18 protein-coding genes are annotated in these 17,244 nt (G+C 42.2%); 7 read left to right on the top strand and 11 right to left on the bottom strand.

The features are described 5' to 3' along the window. Positions 1 to 188 precede the first annotated feature (188 nt). Together D1B31_RS22705 and D1B31_RS22710 are read right to left on the bottom strand one after the other, a co-directional pair. Positions 189 to 461 (bottom strand): UPF0223 family protein, encoded by a 273-nt coding sequence (locus tag D1B31_RS22705; protein WP_118924775.1) that lies wholly within the window; start codon positions 459 to 461, stop codon positions 189 to 191. A gap of 113 nt (positions 462 to 574) precedes the next feature. Then, positions 575 to 1,546 carry an NAD(P)H-dependent flavin oxidoreductase gene (locus D1B31_RS22710; RefSeq protein WP_118924777.1) on the bottom strand — a complete coding sequence of 324 codons (972 nt, stop codon included), beginning with the start codon at positions 1,544 to 1,546 and terminating at the stop codon, positions 575 to 577. 230 nt (positions 1,547 to 1,776) lie between these two features. Here D1B31_RS22710 and D1B31_RS22715 point away from each other — a divergent pair, with 230 nt between their 5' ends. Continuing rightward, positions 1,777 to 3,249: an aminotransferase class I/II-fold pyridoxal phosphate-dependent enzyme gene (locus tag D1B31_RS22715; RefSeq protein WP_118924779.1), complete on the top strand. Its 1,473-nt coding sequence runs from the start codon at positions 1,777 to 1,779 to the stop codon at positions 3,247 to 3,249. Between the two features lie 55 nt (positions 3,250 to 3,304). Here the strand turns inward: D1B31_RS22715 and D1B31_RS22720 are convergent, their stop codons facing one another. Continuing rightward, a complete protein-coding gene (locus D1B31_RS22720) occupies positions 3,305 to 3,427 on the bottom strand; it encodes a GapA-binding peptide SR1P (RefSeq protein WP_118924781.1) in 123 nt (40 codons plus the stop codon). Positions 3,428 to 3,606: 179 nt separating this feature from the next. Continuing rightward, complete coding sequence (locus D1B31_RS22725) at positions 3,607 to 3,906, bottom strand: DUF3055 domain-containing protein (protein WP_118924783.1); 300 nt, start codon at positions 3,904 to 3,906, stop codon at positions 3,607 to 3,609. Positions 3,907 to 4,012: 106 nt separating this feature from the next. Here D1B31_RS22725 and D1B31_RS22730 point away from each other — a divergent pair, with 106 nt between their 5' ends. Further along, on the top strand, positions 4,013 to 4,498 hold the full coding sequence (locus tag D1B31_RS22730) for a DUF1885 family protein (RefSeq protein ID WP_240035400.1): 486 nt from the start codon (positions 4,013 to 4,015) through the stop codon (positions 4,496 to 4,498). Between the two features lie 550 nt (positions 4,499 to 5,048). Beyond that, positions 5,049 to 5,435, top strand: a complete 387-nt coding sequence (locus tag D1B31_RS22740; RefSeq protein WP_118924789.1) for a small peptidoglycan-associated lipoprotein — start codon at positions 5,049 to 5,051, stop codon at positions 5,433 to 5,435. A 69-nt stretch (positions 5,436 to 5,504) separates the two neighbouring features. Here D1B31_RS22740 and lpdA read toward each other — a convergent pair whose 3' ends face one another. From lpdA to D1B31_RS22765, 5 genes are all read right to left on the bottom strand, one after another. Then, positions 5,505 to 6,914: a dihydrolipoyl dehydrogenase gene (gene lpdA, locus D1B31_RS22745; protein ID WP_118924791.1), complete on the bottom strand. Its 1,410-nt coding sequence runs from the start codon at positions 6,912 to 6,914 to the stop codon at positions 5,505 to 5,507. 4 nt (positions 6,915 to 6,918) lie between these two features. Beyond that, positions 6,919 to 8,286: a dihydrolipoamide acetyltransferase family protein gene (locus tag D1B31_RS22750; RefSeq protein WP_118924793.1), complete on the bottom strand. Its 1,368-nt coding sequence runs from the start codon at positions 8,284 to 8,286 to the stop codon at positions 6,919 to 6,921. 62 nt (positions 8,287 to 8,348) lie between these two features. Further along, a complete protein-coding gene (locus D1B31_RS22755) occupies positions 8,349 to 9,326 on the bottom strand; it encodes an alpha-ketoacid dehydrogenase subunit beta (protein WP_118924795.1) in 978 nt (325 codons plus the stop codon). A gap of 3 nt (positions 9,327 to 9,329) precedes the next feature. Continuing rightward, positions 9,330 to 10,445, bottom strand: coding sequence for a pyruvate dehydrogenase (acetyl-transferring) E1 component subunit alpha (pdhA, locus tag D1B31_RS22760; RefSeq protein WP_118924797.1), 1,116 nt, complete (start codon positions 10,443 to 10,445; stop codon positions 9,330 to 9,332). A 518-nt stretch (positions 10,446 to 10,963) separates the two neighbouring features. Next, positions 10,964 to 11,626: a YkyA family protein gene (locus D1B31_RS22765; RefSeq protein WP_240035401.1), complete on the bottom strand. Its 663-nt coding sequence runs from the start codon at positions 11,624 to 11,626 to the stop codon at positions 10,964 to 10,966. 221 nt (positions 11,627 to 11,847) lie between these two features. On the opposite strand from D1B31_RS22765, the gene D1B31_RS22770 reads away from it, so the two are divergent. From D1B31_RS22770 to rnjA, 4 genes are all read left to right on the top strand, one after another. After that, positions 11,848 to 11,976, top strand: a complete 129-nt coding sequence (locus D1B31_RS22770; RefSeq protein WP_118924799.1) for a YjcZ family sporulation protein — start codon at positions 11,848 to 11,850, stop codon at positions 11,974 to 11,976. 199 nt (positions 11,977 to 12,175) lie between these two features. Next, positions 12,176 to 12,730 (top strand): peptide deformylase, encoded by a 555-nt coding sequence (gene def, locus D1B31_RS22775; RefSeq protein ID WP_118924801.1) that lies wholly within the window; start codon positions 12,176 to 12,178, stop codon positions 12,728 to 12,730. An 824-nt stretch (positions 12,731 to 13,554) separates the two neighbouring features. Further along, the gene (locus D1B31_RS22780; RefSeq protein ID WP_118924803.1) at positions 13,555 to 13,764 is read left to right on the top strand and encodes a DNA-dependent RNA polymerase subunit epsilon; all 210 of its coding nucleotides are present in this window, start codon (positions 13,555 to 13,557) and stop codon (positions 13,762 to 13,764) included. A gap of 6 nt (positions 13,765 to 13,770) precedes the next feature. Further along, positions 13,771 to 15,438 carry a ribonuclease J1 gene (gene rnjA / locus D1B31_RS22785; protein WP_118924805.1) on the top strand — a complete coding sequence of 556 codons (1,668 nt, stop codon included), beginning with the start codon at positions 13,771 to 13,773 and terminating at the stop codon, positions 15,436 to 15,438. 54 nt (positions 15,439 to 15,492) lie between these two features. On the opposite strand, the gene D1B31_RS22790 is transcribed toward rnjA, so the two are convergent. Beyond that, positions 15,493 to 16,152 carry a potassium channel family protein gene (locus D1B31_RS22790; RefSeq protein ID WP_118924837.1) on the bottom strand — a complete coding sequence of 220 codons (660 nt, stop codon included), beginning with the start codon at positions 16,150 to 16,152 and terminating at the stop codon, positions 15,493 to 15,495. 96 nt (positions 16,153 to 16,248) lie between these two features. Continuing rightward, positions 16,249 to 17,169, bottom strand: a complete 921-nt coding sequence (locus D1B31_RS22795; RefSeq protein WP_118924807.1) for a DUF4349 domain-containing protein — start codon at positions 17,167 to 17,169, stop codon at positions 16,249 to 16,251. Between the last annotated feature and the right edge of the window lie 75 nt (positions 17,170 to 17,244).

Below are 17,244 nucleotides of genomic sequence, written 5' to 3' on the forward strand. Positions count from 1 at the left end.
CGTTGTCACAGGGCTTCAACCTTAGGATTTCTCCACCAGTTGCCTGTCAGCTAATGAGCGTCTTGGTACTTACTCAGATTGGACTTTCACCAATTAGCAATTAACGGCTTGCCTGGGCACGCAACAACAAAAAACAAAAGGACAAGCCAGACAGCATAATAAAGTATGCTCGGCTTGTCCTTTTCCTTTTATTTTAGCCGTAGTATTGAACCCGCTGGAATCTCCTTCGCTTTTTTGACGGCTTGATAAGGGGAATAGCCGCTGGCCTGCTCGAATTCACCGCACAATTTCTTTTCTTCCGACTTGCCTGGTACAATCGTCTTAAATTGCCGGTATGCAGCCATGAATTCTTCCCTGCCGATTCCTTTTTCGAATGCTTCCTCAACCGCCTGAAAAAATTGAATGACCTGAACAGTCTCTTCTGTTGACCATGTATAATCGATCGGGTATTGGTAGTCCAAATGATCACTTCCTTGATTATTCTCAACTGTCTAGGTTGAACTAGAGATTTTTTTCTAGGTGAACCTTGGTTAATTTGTGTAAAAATTAAGTTCAACCTATATATCTATTTTACCTAACTTAATTGATTTGTCCCCCACTTCCTTCGGATTGCAGCAGCTTCACGAATTATTCTTTCAATTAATTCGGATGTAGATGGAATATCCTTGATCAGACCCATTGCCTGGCCGGCCCAGGCAAATCCTCCTTCCGCCTCTCCTTCATGGATAAACCGTTTATTCGCTTCGCCGCTTATATAATCCCTTAATGTTTCATACTTGGCACCCTCACTTTCAAGCTCGAGAATCCTGCTGGACCATTTATTTGCAATGACCCTGCCCGGGGCGCCTAGCGATTTTTTAATAATGACTGTATCAGATTCCTTCCCTTCAATCAATTTTTGTTTATAGGTTTCACTAGCATGGACACATTCTTTTACTGCAATAAACCTAGTACCCATTTCAATTCCTTCCGCTCCAAGCGAGAAGGCCGCCATCAGTCCCCTTCCGTCGGCAATTCCTCCCGAAGCAATAACTGGGATTGAAACAGCATCAACGACACTAGGAATGAGGACCATTGTCCCGGTATCCTCCCTGCCAAGATGGCCTCCCCCTTCCTGCCCCACAACCATGACGGCATCCGCACCAATCTGCTCAGCTTTGATTGCCTGCCTTCTTGACGAAACAAGGACAAGCTTTTTTATTGGAGTGCCCTCCAACTGCTCGAATAAAGGCGCGGGGTTTCCTCCGGTGACAGAAATAACCGGAACTTGTTCTTTCATTGCTACATCCACATATTGTTTAAAAGGCCTTCCATGCTGGCCAATTGCAAAATTGATCCCGAAAGCATTTTCGGTTTTCAGCTTTGTTTTCTGAATTTCTTCCTTTAGCAGTTCCGGGCTTTCCAAAGACATTGCCGTTATTTGCCCTAGCCCCCCTGCATTAGATACTGCGGCAGCCAATTCAGAGTAGGCCAGATGGGCCAAGCCTCCTTGGATAATGGGATAGTTAATTTCCAATAGTTCTGTAACCCTGGTATTCCAAATCATACTCATGCCTCCTCCACCATTCCTCTTTATGTAATTCGCCTGGACAGGTTATTTTCCTTCTTCTACGGGAATCAAGTTATTAAGGGAAGGATAAAAATATGATTTGCTTTCTACTAGTTAAGTGCTATAATTTCATTTGTTTTAACTTCATGTTTTTGGCATCGAACTTTTTTACTAAGGAATTTATAATGTTAAAATAGATTATTTTTGCAAAAGAGGTGTGGAGAAATTTGTCCCAAAACGAAACGCCGTTATTCAGCGGCCTTATTGCTCACGCTAAGAAAAATCCTGTTCAATTCCATATCCCTGGACATAAAAAAGGGACAGGAATTGACCCTGATTTCAGAAAATTTATCGGGGATAATGCCCTCAGCATTGACTTGATCAATATTGGCCCTTTAGATGATTTGCATTCCCCGAAAGGAATCATCAAGCAAGCCCAGGAACTTGCTGCAGAAGCATTCGGTGCGGATTATACTTTTTTTTCAGTCCAAGGCACGAGTGGGGCAATCATGACCATGGTGATGACCGTTTGTGGTCCTGGCGATAAAATTATCGTCCCCCGGAATGTCCACAAATCGGTCATGTCAGCTATTGTGTTTTCAGGGGCAATTCCTGTGTTTATACACCCGGAAATTGATGAGGACCTTGGAATTTCACATGGGATCACGACGGAAGCCGTTGCCAAGGCTCTCGACCAGCACCCCGATGCCAAAGGGGTTCTAGTAATCAATCCAACTTATTTCGGTATTTCGGCCGACCTTAGAAAGATTGTCGAAATTGCCCATTCTTATAATGTTCCTGTACTCGTTGATGAGGCTCATGGTGTCCACATTCACTTTCATGACGAATTGCCCCTTTCCGCAATGCAGGCGGGGGCGGATATGGCCGCAACGAGCGTTCATAAATTGGGCGGCTCAATGACCCAAAGCTCAGTTTTGAATGTAAAAGAAGGGCTTGTCTCTGTGGGACGAGTTCAATCCATATTGAGCATGCTAACGACAACTTCAACTTCCTATCTATTGCTTGCTTCACTGGATGTAGCCAGAAAAAGACTCGCTACCGAAGGAAAGGAATTAATTACAAAAACAATCGCCCTCGCCCAAGCCATCAGAAAAAGGATTAACCATATTGACAAGCTTTATTGTGTCGGATCCGAAATCCTTAAGTCAAAGGCTGCGTTTGATTACGACCCGACGAAATTGATCATTTCTGTTAAGGATCTCGGCATTTCAGGATATGAAGTAGAAAAATGGCTCCGTGATCGGCATAATATAGAGGTCGAACTTTCGGATCTATATAATATCCTTTGCATTGTCACTCCAGGCGACACAGAAAATGAGGCGGATATTCTTGTCAAGGCTTTAGCGGAGCTAGCGGAGGAATCTATCCTTCGAGACGGACAAATAGAACCGTTGCAAGTTTATCTACCGGACATTCCTTTACTGGCGTTAACGCCAAGGGATGCCTTCTATTCTGAAACTGAAACTGTCCCTTTTGAGGAGTCCGAAGGGAGAATTACAGCAGAATTTATCATGGTTTATCCACCGGGTATTCCAATTTTCATTCCTGGTGAAATCATTACGAAAGAAAACCTTCTTTATATTCAAAAGAATCTTGAAGTCGGCCTGCCTGTCCAGGGGCCTGAAGACGATGAAATTAAAACAATCCGCGTGATAAAGGAATACAAAGCCATAAAATAATTGTTAAAAAAACAGGATTCCGGTTGGGAATCCTGTTTTACTATGAAGGCTTTTTTTATCGTTTTTCTTCGTGAGAATGGCACTTGTTACAAGTGCATTTAGAATAGAGAATCGTTACTTTTTCATCTTCGAAATGATCAATCGTTGAATTGCAAGTTTGGCATACAATCGTTCCCATGTTGATCAGCTCCTTTAACGACAGAATGAAAGCGTTTTATCTGGTTTATTTATATAATAATATAACCTTATTCAAATTTCAAGATATATTGTATAACACTTTTAATTTTTTATTAGCAAATAGTATCATCATTCCCCAGAAATTGAAAGACAGGCCACAATTGGGCCTGTCTTACTTTGTTAATCGTATTGAGTTGAAAAGGGTGCGACCGGCAAGATTTCATGGAAGAATTCGACTAATTCAATTACCTGTTCTTCATCACCTATCCGAAAAACATGTTGCAGATGGTCAATGTTGTCCAGGTCTTTGGGTTCGAGGAGAGTTGATCGTCCGGTTTGCATGCAAACGACTAGAGGTTTTCCAAAAAACAAAGAGGAATAAACGACGCCGAAATCATAGCGGGCATTTTCAGTGGTAAAACCAGTGAAACGTACTTTCACATTTTCCTGCTCATCATAGAGTCTTTCAAATTGATTCATAACACTCCTCCTTGTAGTTTATAGAATATTATTATAATTCAGATTTGCGCAAAAATCAAATAATAACCTGTATTCCCCTTAAATAGTTGTTTAAGGAAATTAGAGAATGCTACAATTAAAGAGTATAGACTATCAGATACAAGGGGGGATGATGTTGGCTGAAAATGCTTATATTAAGCTGGTGCCTTCATCTGCAAAGCAAACTGTTACATTGGACGAACTAAAAGATTTTTTTCACTACTACAAAGAGATTACTTCCAAGACAGGCACCCAAGTAAATTGGAACTTCAGTGAAAGCGCCTTTCCTTATGAAATGAAAGAAACAGATGAAGGAAAAGGCCAGTGGTTTTATTTAAGCGCTTCTGATCGCGACCTTTATTATGCCATTATCCTAGGAATTGGCACAGAGGCTGCTGATACGGAAAGTGGAGATTCTGCCATCCAGTCCTATATCCAGGTAACATTGCCTGAAGGCGCGACCGCGGGAGATAAAGGAAAAGCAAATGAATTCTGCAAGTTTCTGGCCAAAAAGCTAAAGGGTGAACTGCACCTGTTCAATGGCAGAATCATGTATTTTTATCCAAGAAAGTAACCAAACCAACATCCCGCCACAGGGATGTTTTTTTTGTTTGAAAAGACTGTGTTAATCCTAATGTTAACAAAGTGAAAATCAACAATTGCACAGTTAAACCCAATTTTTGAAAAATGATGCTACCTGGAAATAGGCCAGGCATATATGGAGTGCGGCATATAGGCAGAGGCTTAACAATGTTAAGATAAAAGAATTCCTTGAAGAGGCAATAAAATTTTGGCAAATGACCAAAGCCAAATAAAAAAATACTAAAAACATTAAAACATTATATAAAGGATGGTCATGCTTGGATAACCATTCGGTTATCGTATAGCTGCTCCAAATAATAAACTGAAGAAGCAGGACGATATATACCTTCATTCCCTCACCGCCTGTTAGAAACACAATAATCAAGCCTTATTTGATATATATGCCAGTCCTTCCGTTCGTATTTTTCATTTATGTAACATTTGCATGACAAGGAATTTTTGTAAATAAACGTATGTTAAAATGAGTTGAATGAGATTCAAATGAGTCGGGGGCATTTTCAAAAATAACTGGGGGCAGAAAAATGAAGGGCTTTCCTCTTTCCATACTTGTTGTTGCATTTGTTTTAACCGCGTCCTGCAGCAAGCAGGAGGTTAAATTGGCACTGGACAAAAATGCCAAACAGGTTATTTTCTTTTCAGAGGAAAAGGAATTTAACGTAGAGTCCACCTATTATGACGCCCTGATTGAATTAAAAAATGACTTTCCTGATGAAATGGAAAATCTCATGGTCCTATCCAGCCCGGACGAAAAAAAGTATTACGATGAATTTGATATTGAATCAGGTCCAGCCTTGATTGTCATATATAACGACAAAGTAATGGTACGTATTAATGGCAGCGCGACAAAAGAGCAGATTATTAAGCCAGTTTCCAATGCACTAGCTAATCGTTCCAAAAAAGCGAAATAAGCAGAAATAAGCCCTTCCCATCATCGGGAAGGGCTTATTATGTTATCAAAAGCTTGAGATTGCTTAAATTTATTTAATAATATGAATTGGGCTGCCCATTGCCACTTCGGCTGCTTCCATTGTGATTTCACCAAGAGTTGGATGGGCATGGATTGTCATTGCAACATCTTCAGCTGTCATCCCCGCTTCAATCGCAAGTCCAATTTCAGAAATCATATCGGATGCACCGGCACCTGCAATTTGGCCGCCGATAAGCAAGCCATCTTCCTTACGGGTAATCAGCTTCATGAATCCGTCTGACTCGTTTAAAGAAAGAGCACGTCCGTTAGCAGCGAATGGGAATTTAGCTGCGACAACTTCAATTCCTTCATCTTTAGCCTGCTTTTCAGTATATCCAACTGAAGCAAGTTCAGGGTCAGAGAATACAACCGCGGGAATTGCTAGATAATCAATTTCAGAAGAAAGGCCCGCAATAGCTTCAGCTGCAATTTTTGCTTCATAAGAAGCTTTATGTGCTAGCGGCGGCCCGGCAACGATATCGCCAATTGCATAGATATTAGGGACATTCGTCCGGCATTGCTTATCAATTTTGATAACTCCGCGGTCCGTCATTTCAACCCCAGCTTGTTCAAGGCCAAGTTCGTCGGTATTAGGTCGACGGCCGACCATGACGAAAACATAATCCGCTTCAATTTTCTTTTCTTCGCCTTTTACTTCATACGTAACAGTTACCCCGTCTTCTCTTTCTTCAACACCTTTAGCAAGTGCTTTAGTAATAACTTCAGCACCCTTCTTCTTAAGGTTCTTCTTAACTAATGCTGACATTTGCTTTTCGAAACCATTCAGGATTTCATCTGCACCTTCAAGAATTGTTACCTTTGTTCCAAAAGCCGCATAAGCACCGCCAAGTTCAGTACCAATATAACCGCCGCCAATTACAACAATGCTCCCTGGAAGTTCCTGAAGGTTTAGAGCTCCTGTTGAATCGAGGACACGTTTAGTATATTTGAACGCTGGAATTTCAATTGGACGGGATCCAGTCGCAACAATTGCATGTTTAAAAGTATAAGTCTGTGAAGATGTTTCATCCATGACTTTAAGCGTATTGGCATCAACAAAATATGCTTCACCATACACAACATCTACCTTATTTCCTTTTAATAATCCCGCTACTCCACCAGTTAATTTCTTTACGACACCCGCTTTGAATTCCTGAACTTTCGAGAAATCCAGAGTGACATTTTCGGCTTTCACACCCATATCTTCGGAATGCTTCGCATACACGTATCGGTGCCCGGCGGAAATCAATGCTTTTGATGGAATACATCCAACGTTTAGGCAGACTCCGCCAACGGTTGCCTTTTCAACAACTGTTACCTTTTGTCCAAGCTGAGCGGCACGGATGGCGGCAACATATCCGCCAGGGCCCGCGCCGATTACTATTGTATCTGTTTCAATCGGAAAATCTCCTACTACCATTTTATTACGCCTCCATTAACAAGAGTTCCGGATCGTTGAGCAACCGCTTAATATGGTTTAACGCATTTTGGGCTGTTGCTCCGTCAATTACCCGGTGGTCAAAGCTCAAGGAAAGTGCGAGTACTGGTGCGGCTATGATTTCTCCATTGCTAACGATTGCCTTTTCAGCGATACGCCCAATTCCCAGAATTGCTACTTCAGGGTGATTGATGACTGGCGTAAACCATTGGCCACCTGCCGAACCAATATTTGTTATTGTGCAGGAGCCGCCCTTCATTTCGTCAGGAGAGAGCTTTCCACTCCTTGCCTTTGCTGCTAGTTCATTTATTTCATTAGAAATGGCGAAAACAGATTTCCTGTCAGCATCCTTTACAACAGGAACAAGCAAACCTTTATCCGTGTCGGCTGCAATTCCGATATTGAAATAATGCTTCTGGATGATTTCTCCTGCTTCATCGTCAACTGACGTATTTAATGCTGGGTATTCACGCAGTGCGCTTGTTAATGCCTTTACGACGTAAGGAAGATAAGTTAACTTAATTCCTTTTTCAGAAGCGACTTCTTTAAATTTCTTACGATGTGCGACAAGCTTTGTAACATCGACTTCATCCATCAAGGTTACATGCGGAGCTGTATGCTTGGAATGAACCATTGCTTTGGCAATAGCCCTGCGAATTCCGCTCATTTTCTCGCGTGTTTCAGGATATTGTCCCTCAAGGACGACCGTCTTGGACTCTGTCGCCTGGGCAGTTTCTGCCGCTTCAGCACCTGTTGGCTGAACGTCTTTGGCTGCCTCCTGGCCTTTATTCAGATAGGAATCAATATCAGTTTTCAAGACGCGGCCATTATTACCTGAACCGGCAACCTGACGGATATCTACGCCTTTTTCACGGGCATATTTCCTGACAGAAGGCATTGCAATTACCCGGCGGTTCGGGTCTATTTCTGCTTCAGGTGCAGCATCAGCAGCTGCGGCACCTGCGCCTGTGGCTCCTTCAGGCTTTGGAGCATCGGCTTTATCTTTATCCAATTGCTGGCCCGCCTCAAGTGTGGATTGCACCTGTGCCTCAGTCTTTTCCTGGGCAGCTGGGGCGTCATCTTGATCTTCACCTTTAAATTGCATGTTTTCATAACCTGGTGCATCAAACGTTACAAGCACCTGTCCAACTGTTGCAACGGTACCTTCGCCAACTAGTATTTCTTCAACGGTGCCTTCGACAGGCGAGGGAATTTCAACAACAGCTTTATCATTTTGGATTTCGCACAACACATCATCTTCTTGTACTTTATCTCCAGGTTTGATAAACCATTTAACTATTTCACCTTCGTGAATTCCTTCACCGATGTCAGGCATTTTAAATTGGAATGACATGGTATATCCTCCTATTATTGATGGATTTCAGAGCGAATTAACCCCATAAATAATTGCCTGATTTAGAATGTAAGAACCTTTTTCGCAGTTTCAATGACATCCTTATAATTAGGAAGCCATACATTTTCCGCCTGGGAGAACGGATAGACTGTATCAGGAGCAGCGACTGTTAGCACCGGAGCTTCCAGGCTTAAAACAGTACGTTCCATTAGTTCGCGAACAACATAGCTCGCTGCACCAGCCTGCTTTTGGGCTTCCTGAACAAAAATAACCCGACCTGTCTTTTCAACAGACGCGACAATTGTTTCAATGTCAATTGGCATAAGTGTCCGAAGGTCAATCACTTCAACAGAGTGGCCTTCTTTTTCAAGCTCCTCGGCTGCTTTGAGTGATTCATGGACCATAGCTCCATAAGTAATGATCGTCAAATCAGAGCCTTCGCGCTTTACATCTGCTTTTCCTAAAGGAATTGTGTATTCTTCCTCTGGAACCTCTTCACGGAAAGCACGGTAAAGCTTCAGGTGCTCAAGGAAAATAACTGGGTCATTGTCACGGATTGCAGATATCAGCAATCCTTTTGCATCATATGGAGTGGAAGGAACAACGACCTTCAGTCCAGGAGTCTGCATCATTAATCCTTCCAAGCTGTCAGAGTGAAGTTCTGGAGTATGTACGCCTCCACCGAATGGGGAGCGGACTGTAATCGGCATGTTATAAACGCCTCCAGAACGATACCTCATCCTGGACATTTGGCCGGCAATAGAATCAAAAACTTCGAATACGAAGCCAAAGAATTGAATTTCCGGGATAGGACGATAGCCAGTTAATGAGAGGCCGATTGCCAAGCCTCCGATTCCGGATTCAGCAAGCGGCGTATCAAATACTCGTTCTTCCCCAAATTCTTTCTGAAGGCCTTCTGTTGCCCGGAAGACCCCGCCGTTTACACCAACGTCCTCGCCAAACACGAGTGTTTTTTTATCGTTACGCAATTCTGTGCGCAAAGCATCAGTAATTGCCTGAATCATTGTCATTTGAGCCATGGCTTACTTCGACTCCTTTGCTTTGTAGATTTTATATTGCTCCTTGAGATGGAAAGGCATTTCTTCATACATGATTGACATGAGGTCTGTTACCTTTTGTCTCGGAGCAGCATCTGCTTTTTTAATAGCCTCTCGAATATCTTCTTTAGCTTTTTCGATTACTTCATTTTCTTTCTCTTCATTCCATAGACCTTTGTCTTCTAAGAACTTCCGGAAACGAACAAGAGGATCCTTCTTTTCCCACTCGCTATCCAAATCTGATGTACGATATCGAGTCGGGTCATCCCCAGCCATCGTGTGAGGGCCATAGCGGTATGTCATTGTCTCAATTAGAGTTGGGCCTTCTCCGTTAACTGCACGGTCGCGCGCATCCTTTACGGCTTTATAGACAGCTAATGGATCCATGCCATCAACCAGGATTCCAGGAATACCGGCTGCAACCGCTTTTTGTGCAATTGTTTTAGCTGCTGATTGCTTCTCAACTGGTGTAGAGATAGCAAACTGGTTATTTTGGACAATAAAAATCGCAGGAGCATTAAAAGCACCAGCAAAGTTGATTCCTTCGTAAAAATCACCTTGCGAAGCACCGCCGTCACCTGTATAAGTAATTGCTACAGATTTGGCACCGTTCTTCTTCATCCCAAGCGCTACCCCTGCCGCTTGGACATACTGGGCTCCAATGATAATTTGCGGAGAAATCACATTGACTCCCTCTGGAACCTGGTTGCCCTGGAAATGTCCTCTTGAAAACAGGAAGGCCTGGTATAAAGGAAGGCCATGCCAAATAATTTGAGGAACGTCACGGTAGCCTGGCAATATAAAGTCTTCTTTTTCGAGGGCATATTGCGACGCAAGCTGTGAGGCTTCCTGGCCTGCTGTAGGAGCGTAGAAACCGAGACGCCCTTGGCGGTTCAGCGAAATGCTACGCTGATCAAGGATTCTAGTATAGACCATTCTACTCATCAATTCCTGCAGCTGGTCATCACTCAGCTCAGGCATAGCCCCCTCATTGACAACCTTGCCTTCTTCATTTAAAATTTGGAGCATTTCAAATTGCTGCTCTACTGTCTCGAGCGTTTTTTTCGCATCGAATTGGGCGTTCTTTGTTTTAGAAGCCATGTTCTGCCACCTTTCCTTTCCTTCATCTGATATTTTCTGTTGACAAAACTCACTCGGGGTTTATTTTAAAGGGAATAGATACTTGCTTAGTTTGCCCTAAAGATTTCATATAATGTTTTTTAATAATAAAATCAAATTAGGCCTCTTCCACTCCAAAATGATTGGGCCGTCCTTTTCTTTTTATGGGGCCGCAAGCATACATTTATATAGTTTTCCACATTCCCCTTGCCAAAAAACATCTATTTTCTCCATCTGCGGCAAATTGCACTGTACCAGTTTTAAATCCCGGCATATTAATACAACAACCCCTACCTAATTGAGTGTACAACATCCGCCTTCAAACCGTCAACAAACATGAACTATAAATTTTCTACTATAATAATGTTGAAAATAAAGTTTGTGAAATTTCAATCTGTATCATAACAAAAATAAAAACTGTACTAGTCTGCTTTTCTGCTAATTATGTAGTAAGCTGACTGTTTTTCTGCGTGAAAAAAGCCGGGAAGGATCCCGGCTTTTTATGAATCTCCATCCAGCCCCGCCATTTTATAAAATGCAAGCTTTTCCTGGTTATATGTTTCTGTCAACTTATTAAATTTTTCGTTCGCTTCAAGAACTTTTGAATAGTGCGCATTCACGCTATTGACCTTCTTTTCAAGGTCCTCCAAAGTAATATCTTCTGATTTTAGGGAATTGTAAAGGTCCTCATCACCTTCAATCGCTTTCTTATATTCGTCATATAATGTCTTGTGCGCATCATAGCGTTCATTCATTGTTTTGATAAGGAAAACGGCCTTTTCCTTAAGTTCAGGGTCTTTGATTTTTTCCAAAGTGGATGAGGCTTCCTTGAATTGGTTCCGTGATTCTTGAATACTTTCTTTTTCCTTTTCAATATGGTCTTTTCTTTTCGCAGCCAGTGAAAGTGCCTCATCGGAAAGCTTTTCGATTTGAGCCTTTTCCTTCATACCCAAGCCAATTATTTTATCGAATAATTCATTTTCTTTTTTTTCAAGATCAACTAACGGATTTTGCTGGGCTTCAAATTCTTTCTCTGCGCTGACCGCATTTTCCATTACTTCATACATGCGCTCTTCGGGAGATTTTTGGCCCAGACAGCCTGTAAGAGCTAAAACAGTTGCAGCTAATAAGAAAAACAGCTTTTTCACCGGAGAAAACGCCAAGTTTTATCACTCCTTATCATAACAATTCTACTATATAGTTTGTTCCCATTTTTGACAACTACTTCTTAGTTGAAGGCATGTCCAACCCTCTTTATTTTTTTATTCTATAAAACGCTAAAATGACTGGGCAAAAGCCCAAACTGCAGAATGCCATGTTGCATAGGCTGTAATAGTCGCCCGGTAATGAGGGCCGGCAAACATCGCGCGGGGAGGTTCGTTTTATGTACGGTTATTACGGATGTGGATATGGATATCCCGCCGGAGTCGGCGGCTGTGGTTTTGGCAGAGGATTCGCCTTAATCGTTGTGCTTTTCATTCTGCTGATAATTGTCGGATGTGCTTGGCTCTAGTGGGGGGAGAGAAGGCCTTGCCTTCTCTTTTGTTTTTCCCGCTAATTCCATGGATAAGCTATTCGCCATTTTATCACCATCTGTATGTCCTTATTAACTTTTTGTAAATTGTTTGATAGACTATTGTCATGCTTCAATTCCTCTATTCTAAAGGACGAGGAAATGAATCAATGTATTTGTAATACAGGAGTGAACAAATATGATTACAATGGACGATATTATTCGCGACGGCCACCCTTCGTTAAGAAAAACGGCATCTGAAGTCCAACTGCCACCTTCTGATGAGGATAAACAGATTCTTTCCAGTTTACTTGATTATGTGATGAACAGCCAGGATCCCGTCATCGCTGAAAAGTATGGGTTACGCCCGGGTATCGGACTGGCCGCGCCGCAAATCAATGTATTAAAAAGAATGATTGCTGTTCACGTCCAAGATGACAAAGGAACCCTGCTTAGTTACGCTTTATTTAACCCCCGCATTGTAAGCCATTCGGTTGAGAAAGCCTACCTAACAGCGGGAGAAGGTTGCCTGTCTGTTGACGAGCCATACCCAAGCTTTGTCCCCCGGTATGCAAGAGTCACAATAAAAGGATTCAACCTTGACGGAACTGAACTCAAACTCCGTCTAAAGGGACTCTCCGCGATTGTTTTTCAGCATGAGATTGACCATCTCAACGGAATTATGTTCTATGACCATATCGACAAAAACAATCCGCATAAACCGATTGAGAATGCCATTGCAATAGAAAGATGAAAAGCTGCTCCGTTATTGGCGGAGCAGCTTTTTCATATATAGGTCGAACATAATTTTTACACAAATTAATCTGAAGAGTTGTTGATTGAAGCGGAAGGCACGAAGACTCCTGCGGGATGAAGCGGCAAGGTGGAGACCCCACAGGCGCCATAGCGCCGAGGAGGCTCCACTGACGCCCCGCGGAAAGCGAAGTGCCTGAAGCGCAAGTCAACCATTATATTCCATTTACAAAGAAGATATATAGTTCAACCTATATATAAGGTTAGCCCCAGGGGAAGAGATAATGGTAGGTCGATTAATAAAACTTGAATTAGGGTAAAAGAATAAAAACAAAGGATCGAATGACTTATTCAAGATTGCCGCATGTATACTTTTTTCAAAAATATTTGTCTAATTGCTAACAACTGCCAATCCCATCATTAACCATGAAATTTTTACACTTTCCGGCATATAATATTAGTAAAGAAAGGGCAGGATTTGCACAGCAAATTCACATAGGCCGTAAAAATTTACCTTATTTTACTCATCGTTGCTTTACTTTGGACAAGGATGGTTTAAAATAAGAGTAAGGAGATGATCCACTATGTTAAAGAAGCTAAGAAAAAAGCTTTTAAAACAGTGGAAAGATTTATTACGAAAAAAATCCATTGCCTAATGTTTTGAGCCCTTCAAACTTGCGAAGGGCTCCTTCCTTATTGTACATTGTTATGCAGCGGCACAATGAACGAAGTTATTTAATTCCCGGAAAGCCAGCAATCAGGCGATTGGCGGTTTCCAGGTATTTAAAGATAGAAAATGCAATGTGGAGACAGGAGCGAGTGTAAATGTTGTTCAAAATTTATTATCAAGAAAGATTGAATGAAGTGCCTATAAGGGAAAACACAAAATCCTTATATCTCGAAGGCGAATCGGAAAGGGCAGTTCGTAAAAAACTTTCCGGGAGAGGCTACAATATCGAGTATGTTCAGCAGGTGGATGGGGCTTACCTGCAGTATGAAAATCAAAATGAAGACTTTAAAGTATTGGAGATTTGATAATTTATGAAATTGGTTAAAAATGATCAAACCGCAGTTTTCGCTTTGGGCGGACTTGGAGAGATCGGAAAAAATACGTATGCAGTCCAATTCCAGGATGAAATCATCGTGATTGATGCGGGCATTAAATTCCCCGAAGATGAACTGCTGGGAATCGATTATGTGATTCCCGATTATTCTTATCTTGTTAAAAATGTCGAAAAAATTAAAGGTCTATTTATTACCCACGGCCATGAAGACCATATTGGCGGCATTCCTTACCTTTTACGAGAAATCAATGTCCCTATTTATGGCGGCAAGTTAGCATTGGGCCTAATCAAAAACAAACTGGAAGAACATGGATTGTTGAGAACTTCAAAATTAATTGAAATAAAGGAAGATGATGTAATAAAATTCCGGAAAACTGCCGTGACCTTTTTCCGGACAACCCATAGTATTCCTGATTCTTATGGAATTGTAGTGAAAACTCCGAATGGACAAATCGTCCATACTGGTGATTTCAAATTCGATTTCACTCCTGTCGGTGAGCCGGCTAATCTTACAAAAATGGCTGAAATCGGACGAGAGGGTGTTCTCTGCCTCCTTTCCGACAGCACCAATAGTGAAATTCCGGATTTCACGATGTCCGAACGCCGTGTAGGAGAAAGCATTGATGACATCTTCCGTAAGGTGGACGGCAGAATTATCTTTGCTACCTTTGCATCCAATATCCACAGGCTTCAGCAGGTTGTAGAAGCCGCTGTTGCAAACGGCAGAAAAGTAGCTGTCTTTGGAAGAAGTATGGAGGCCGCAATAAACATTGGCCAGGATCTTGGTTATATTCGCGCTCCAAAGGAGACCTTTATTGATGCCCAGCAAATTAATAGGATTCCGGCAAATCAAGTAACCATCCTCTGTACCGGCAGCCAAGGTGAACCGATGGCCGCCCTTTCCAGGATTGCCAATGGGACACACCGCCAAATCCAGATCAACCCTGGTGATACGGTAGTCTTTTCATCTTCCCCAATTCCTGGGAACACAATAAGCGTTAGCCGGACGATTAATATGCTGTCCCGCGCGGGGGCTGACGTCATCCATGGAAAACTTAGCAATATCCATACTTCAGGGCACGGGGGCCAAGAAGAACAAAAGCTAATGCTCCGTTTAATTAAGCCAAAGTTCTTTATGCCGATCCACGGGGAGTTCAGAATGCAAAAAATGCATGCTCAACTTGCTGTTGATTGCGGAGTATCTAAGGAAAATTGCTTCATTATGGATAACGGTGAAGTGCTTGCCCTTTCCGAGGATAGCGCGGAGATTGCCGGCAAGATTCCCTCCGGCTCTGTCTACATTGATGGAAGCGGAGTGGGTGACATTGGAAATATCGTTTTGCGGGATAGAAGGATCTTGTCTGAAGAGGGCCTTGTCGTTGTTGTAGTTAGCATTAATATGAAGGAATTCAAGATTGCCTCAGGTCCTGACCTGATCTCGCGTGGATTTGTTTATATGCGCGAATCTGGAGACCTCATCAATGATGCACAAGCTCTTATTTCAAAACACCTGAATAAGATAATGGACCGCAAAACGACTCAATGGTCGGAAATTAAAAACGAAATAACCGATACACTCGGGCCGTTCCTATACGAAAAAACAAAACGCAGGCCGATGATCCTGCCGATTATTATGGAAATATAGAAAAAGGAAGCTTGCGCTGGCGCAAGCTTCCTTTTTTTTGATATACATTGCTAATTATTCAATCACTTTTTTCCGGAACCTTTCGATGTCCGAATCAGCACCTATGATAATCAATATATCACCGAGCCAGATTTTTTCACTGGCCATAGGCGAAACAATAATATCCTCGCCTCTTTTGATCGCTACTATATTGAGCCCATATCTGGCTCGTATATTTAAATCAATGATTGTATGTCCGCCGAGCTTTTCATTCGCGACAATTTCTACGATGCTATGTTCATCTGAAACATCCAGGTAATCCAGAACATTGCTTGTCGAAATATTATTCGCAATCCTGATTCCCATATCCCTCTCGGGGTGGGCCACCATATCCGCGCCGATTTTTAACAGCACTTTTTCATGGTAATCATTCAAGGCTTTCGCCGTAACATGTTTTACGCCAAGTTCCTTCAAAATCAAAGTCGTCAAAATGCTTGCCTGAATATTATCGCCTATCGCTACAATGACATGGTCAAAGTTCCTAATTCCAATCCCCTTTAAAACGGCTTCATCGGTCGAATCCCCGAGAATCGCATGGGAGGCGATTGAAGCGTATTCATTGACTCTCTCCTCATCATTATCCATCGCAAGGACTTCCATTCCTAGTTCGGATAACCTGCGGCAAATGCTTCCACCGAAGCGGCCAAGTCCAATGACTGCAAAATCTTTCTTCACATAAATTCCCCCAAGGAACAATCTTTCCTCCTATAGTATCAAAAAAACAAGGAAACTGGAATATTACTTTGGGCTGACGGTTCAGTAAAACAAGCGCTATTCCCTTCTTTTCACTTTTTTTAAAAAAATGAAAATAAGGAATCCAATCGCGGTCATCGTAAGGAAAACAGGAAGATTACCAAAAAGAAAGACAATTAGACTCGAAAAAAAGGATAAAAGAAAATTCATACTGCTAATAAATTGTTTCTCTGTCCGTTCCCACGTATTCAACTCACTAGGAACAGTACCTTTTGCAACTACTTTATTCTCGAAAAAGGAAATCGTAATGGTTGACATGGAAGCTTGATTTTCAAAGTATTTAATCTTCCCGGTCAATTGCTCAATTTCTTCCTGCACAGCCCCGAGATCTGAAGAGATTTTTAGAAGATCTTCAGTCTTATCAGCATTTTTCATAAACTCCAGCAGTCTCGCCTCAACCGCCCTTTTCGATTTCAGCCTGGACTCAAGATCCACATATTGCTCCGTCACATCCTCACCGCGGACTACCCTGTCAAGTACTTCGGCGGCTTCCCCTTCTGCCTCATGCAAAAAAGCTTCAAATTTATCAGCAGGTATTCTAATTGTCATATTCCCACTCAATTGTTCGTCTCCGTCCCTCGAAACAGTTGAATTTACAATATAGCCGCCAAACTGCTCTGCTTTTCTTTCCAACATACTTTGTGCTTCTTTAAAGTTCTTCACACGGACATGCAATTCCGCCTGCCGAATGACCATTCTGTCACCGGATTTTGGTTTTTCACCTTCGTTTTGCTCAACTTGTTTATCGCTGCCCCCCCTGTCTTCAAAAGAGCTGTCAGCCCCTCCTGAAGAGTTCCCCAACTCCCTTGACGAGCTATTCCCATCTGCTTTTCCCGACAGTTTGGCATCTTCCGATTGGTTGTCTCCACTGCAAGCGCCCAAACTAGCCATCAAGACTAAAAGGAAGAAGAAAAATAAGGGTTTTATCCGAGCCATCATCTCACGCTCCTATCTACCTTTATATAGTAGACGTAGACCCGGCATGTTAAGTGGCAGAAAAAAAGAGCTGGGTCA

This window comes from Neobacillus notoginsengisoli (assembly GCF_003515685.1).
GTDB lineage: Bacteria > Bacillota > Bacilli > Bacillales > Cytobacillaceae > Bacillus_D > Bacillus_D notoginsengisoli.

What these genes read in the sequence shown, in the direction of transcription:
- D1B31_RS22710 (WP_118924777.1), bottom strand. Translation starts at nt 1,546, where the DNA reads ATGATTTGGAATACCAGGGTTACAGAACTATTGGAAATTAACTATCCC.
- D1B31_RS22720 (WP_118924781.1), bottom strand. Translation starts at nt 3,427, where the DNA reads ATGGGAACGATTGTATGCCAAACTTGCAATTCAACGATTGATCATTTC.
- D1B31_RS22725 (WP_118924783.1), bottom strand. Translation starts at nt 3,906, where the DNA reads ATGAATCAATTTGAAAGACTCTATGATGAGCAGGAAAATGTGAAAGTA.
- D1B31_RS22730 (WP_240035400.1), top strand. Translation starts at nt 4,013, where the DNA reads ATGCTACAATTAAAGAGTATAGACTATCAGATACAAGGGGGGATGATG.
- D1B31_RS22740 (WP_118924789.1), top strand. Translation starts at nt 5,049, where the DNA reads ATGAAGGGCTTTCCTCTTTCCATACTTGTTGTTGCATTTGTTTTAACC.
- lpdA (WP_118924791.1), bottom strand. Translation starts at nt 6,914, where the DNA reads ATGGTAGTAGGAGATTTTCCGATTGAAACAGATACAATAGTAATCGGC.
- D1B31_RS22750 (WP_118924793.1), bottom strand. Translation starts at nt 8,286, where the DNA reads ATGTCATTCCAATTTAAAATGCCTGACATCGGTGAAGGAATTCACGAA.
- D1B31_RS22755 (WP_118924795.1), bottom strand. Translation starts at nt 9,326, where the DNA reads ATGGCTCAAATGACAATGATTCAGGCAATTACTGATGCTTTGCGCACA.
- pdhA (WP_118924797.1), bottom strand. Translation starts at nt 10,445, where the DNA reads ATGGCTTCTAAAACAAAGAACGCCCAATTCGATGCGAAAAAAACGCTC.
- D1B31_RS22770 (WP_118924799.1), top strand. Translation starts at nt 11,848, where the DNA reads ATGTACGGTTATTACGGATGTGGATATGGATATCCCGCCGGAGTCGGC.
- def (WP_118924801.1), top strand. Translation starts at nt 12,176, where the DNA reads ATGATTACAATGGACGATATTATTCGCGACGGCCACCCTTCGTTAAGA.
- D1B31_RS22780 (WP_118924803.1), top strand. Translation starts at nt 13,555, where the DNA reads ATGTTGTTCAAAATTTATTATCAAGAAAGATTGAATGAAGTGCCTATA.
- rnjA (WP_118924805.1), top strand. Translation starts at nt 13,771, where the DNA reads ATGAAATTGGTTAAAAATGATCAAACCGCAGTTTTCGCTTTGGGCGGA.
- D1B31_RS22795 (WP_118924807.1), bottom strand. Translation starts at nt 17,169, where the DNA reads ATGATGGCTCGGATAAAACCCTTATTTTTCTTCTTCCTTTTAGTCTTG.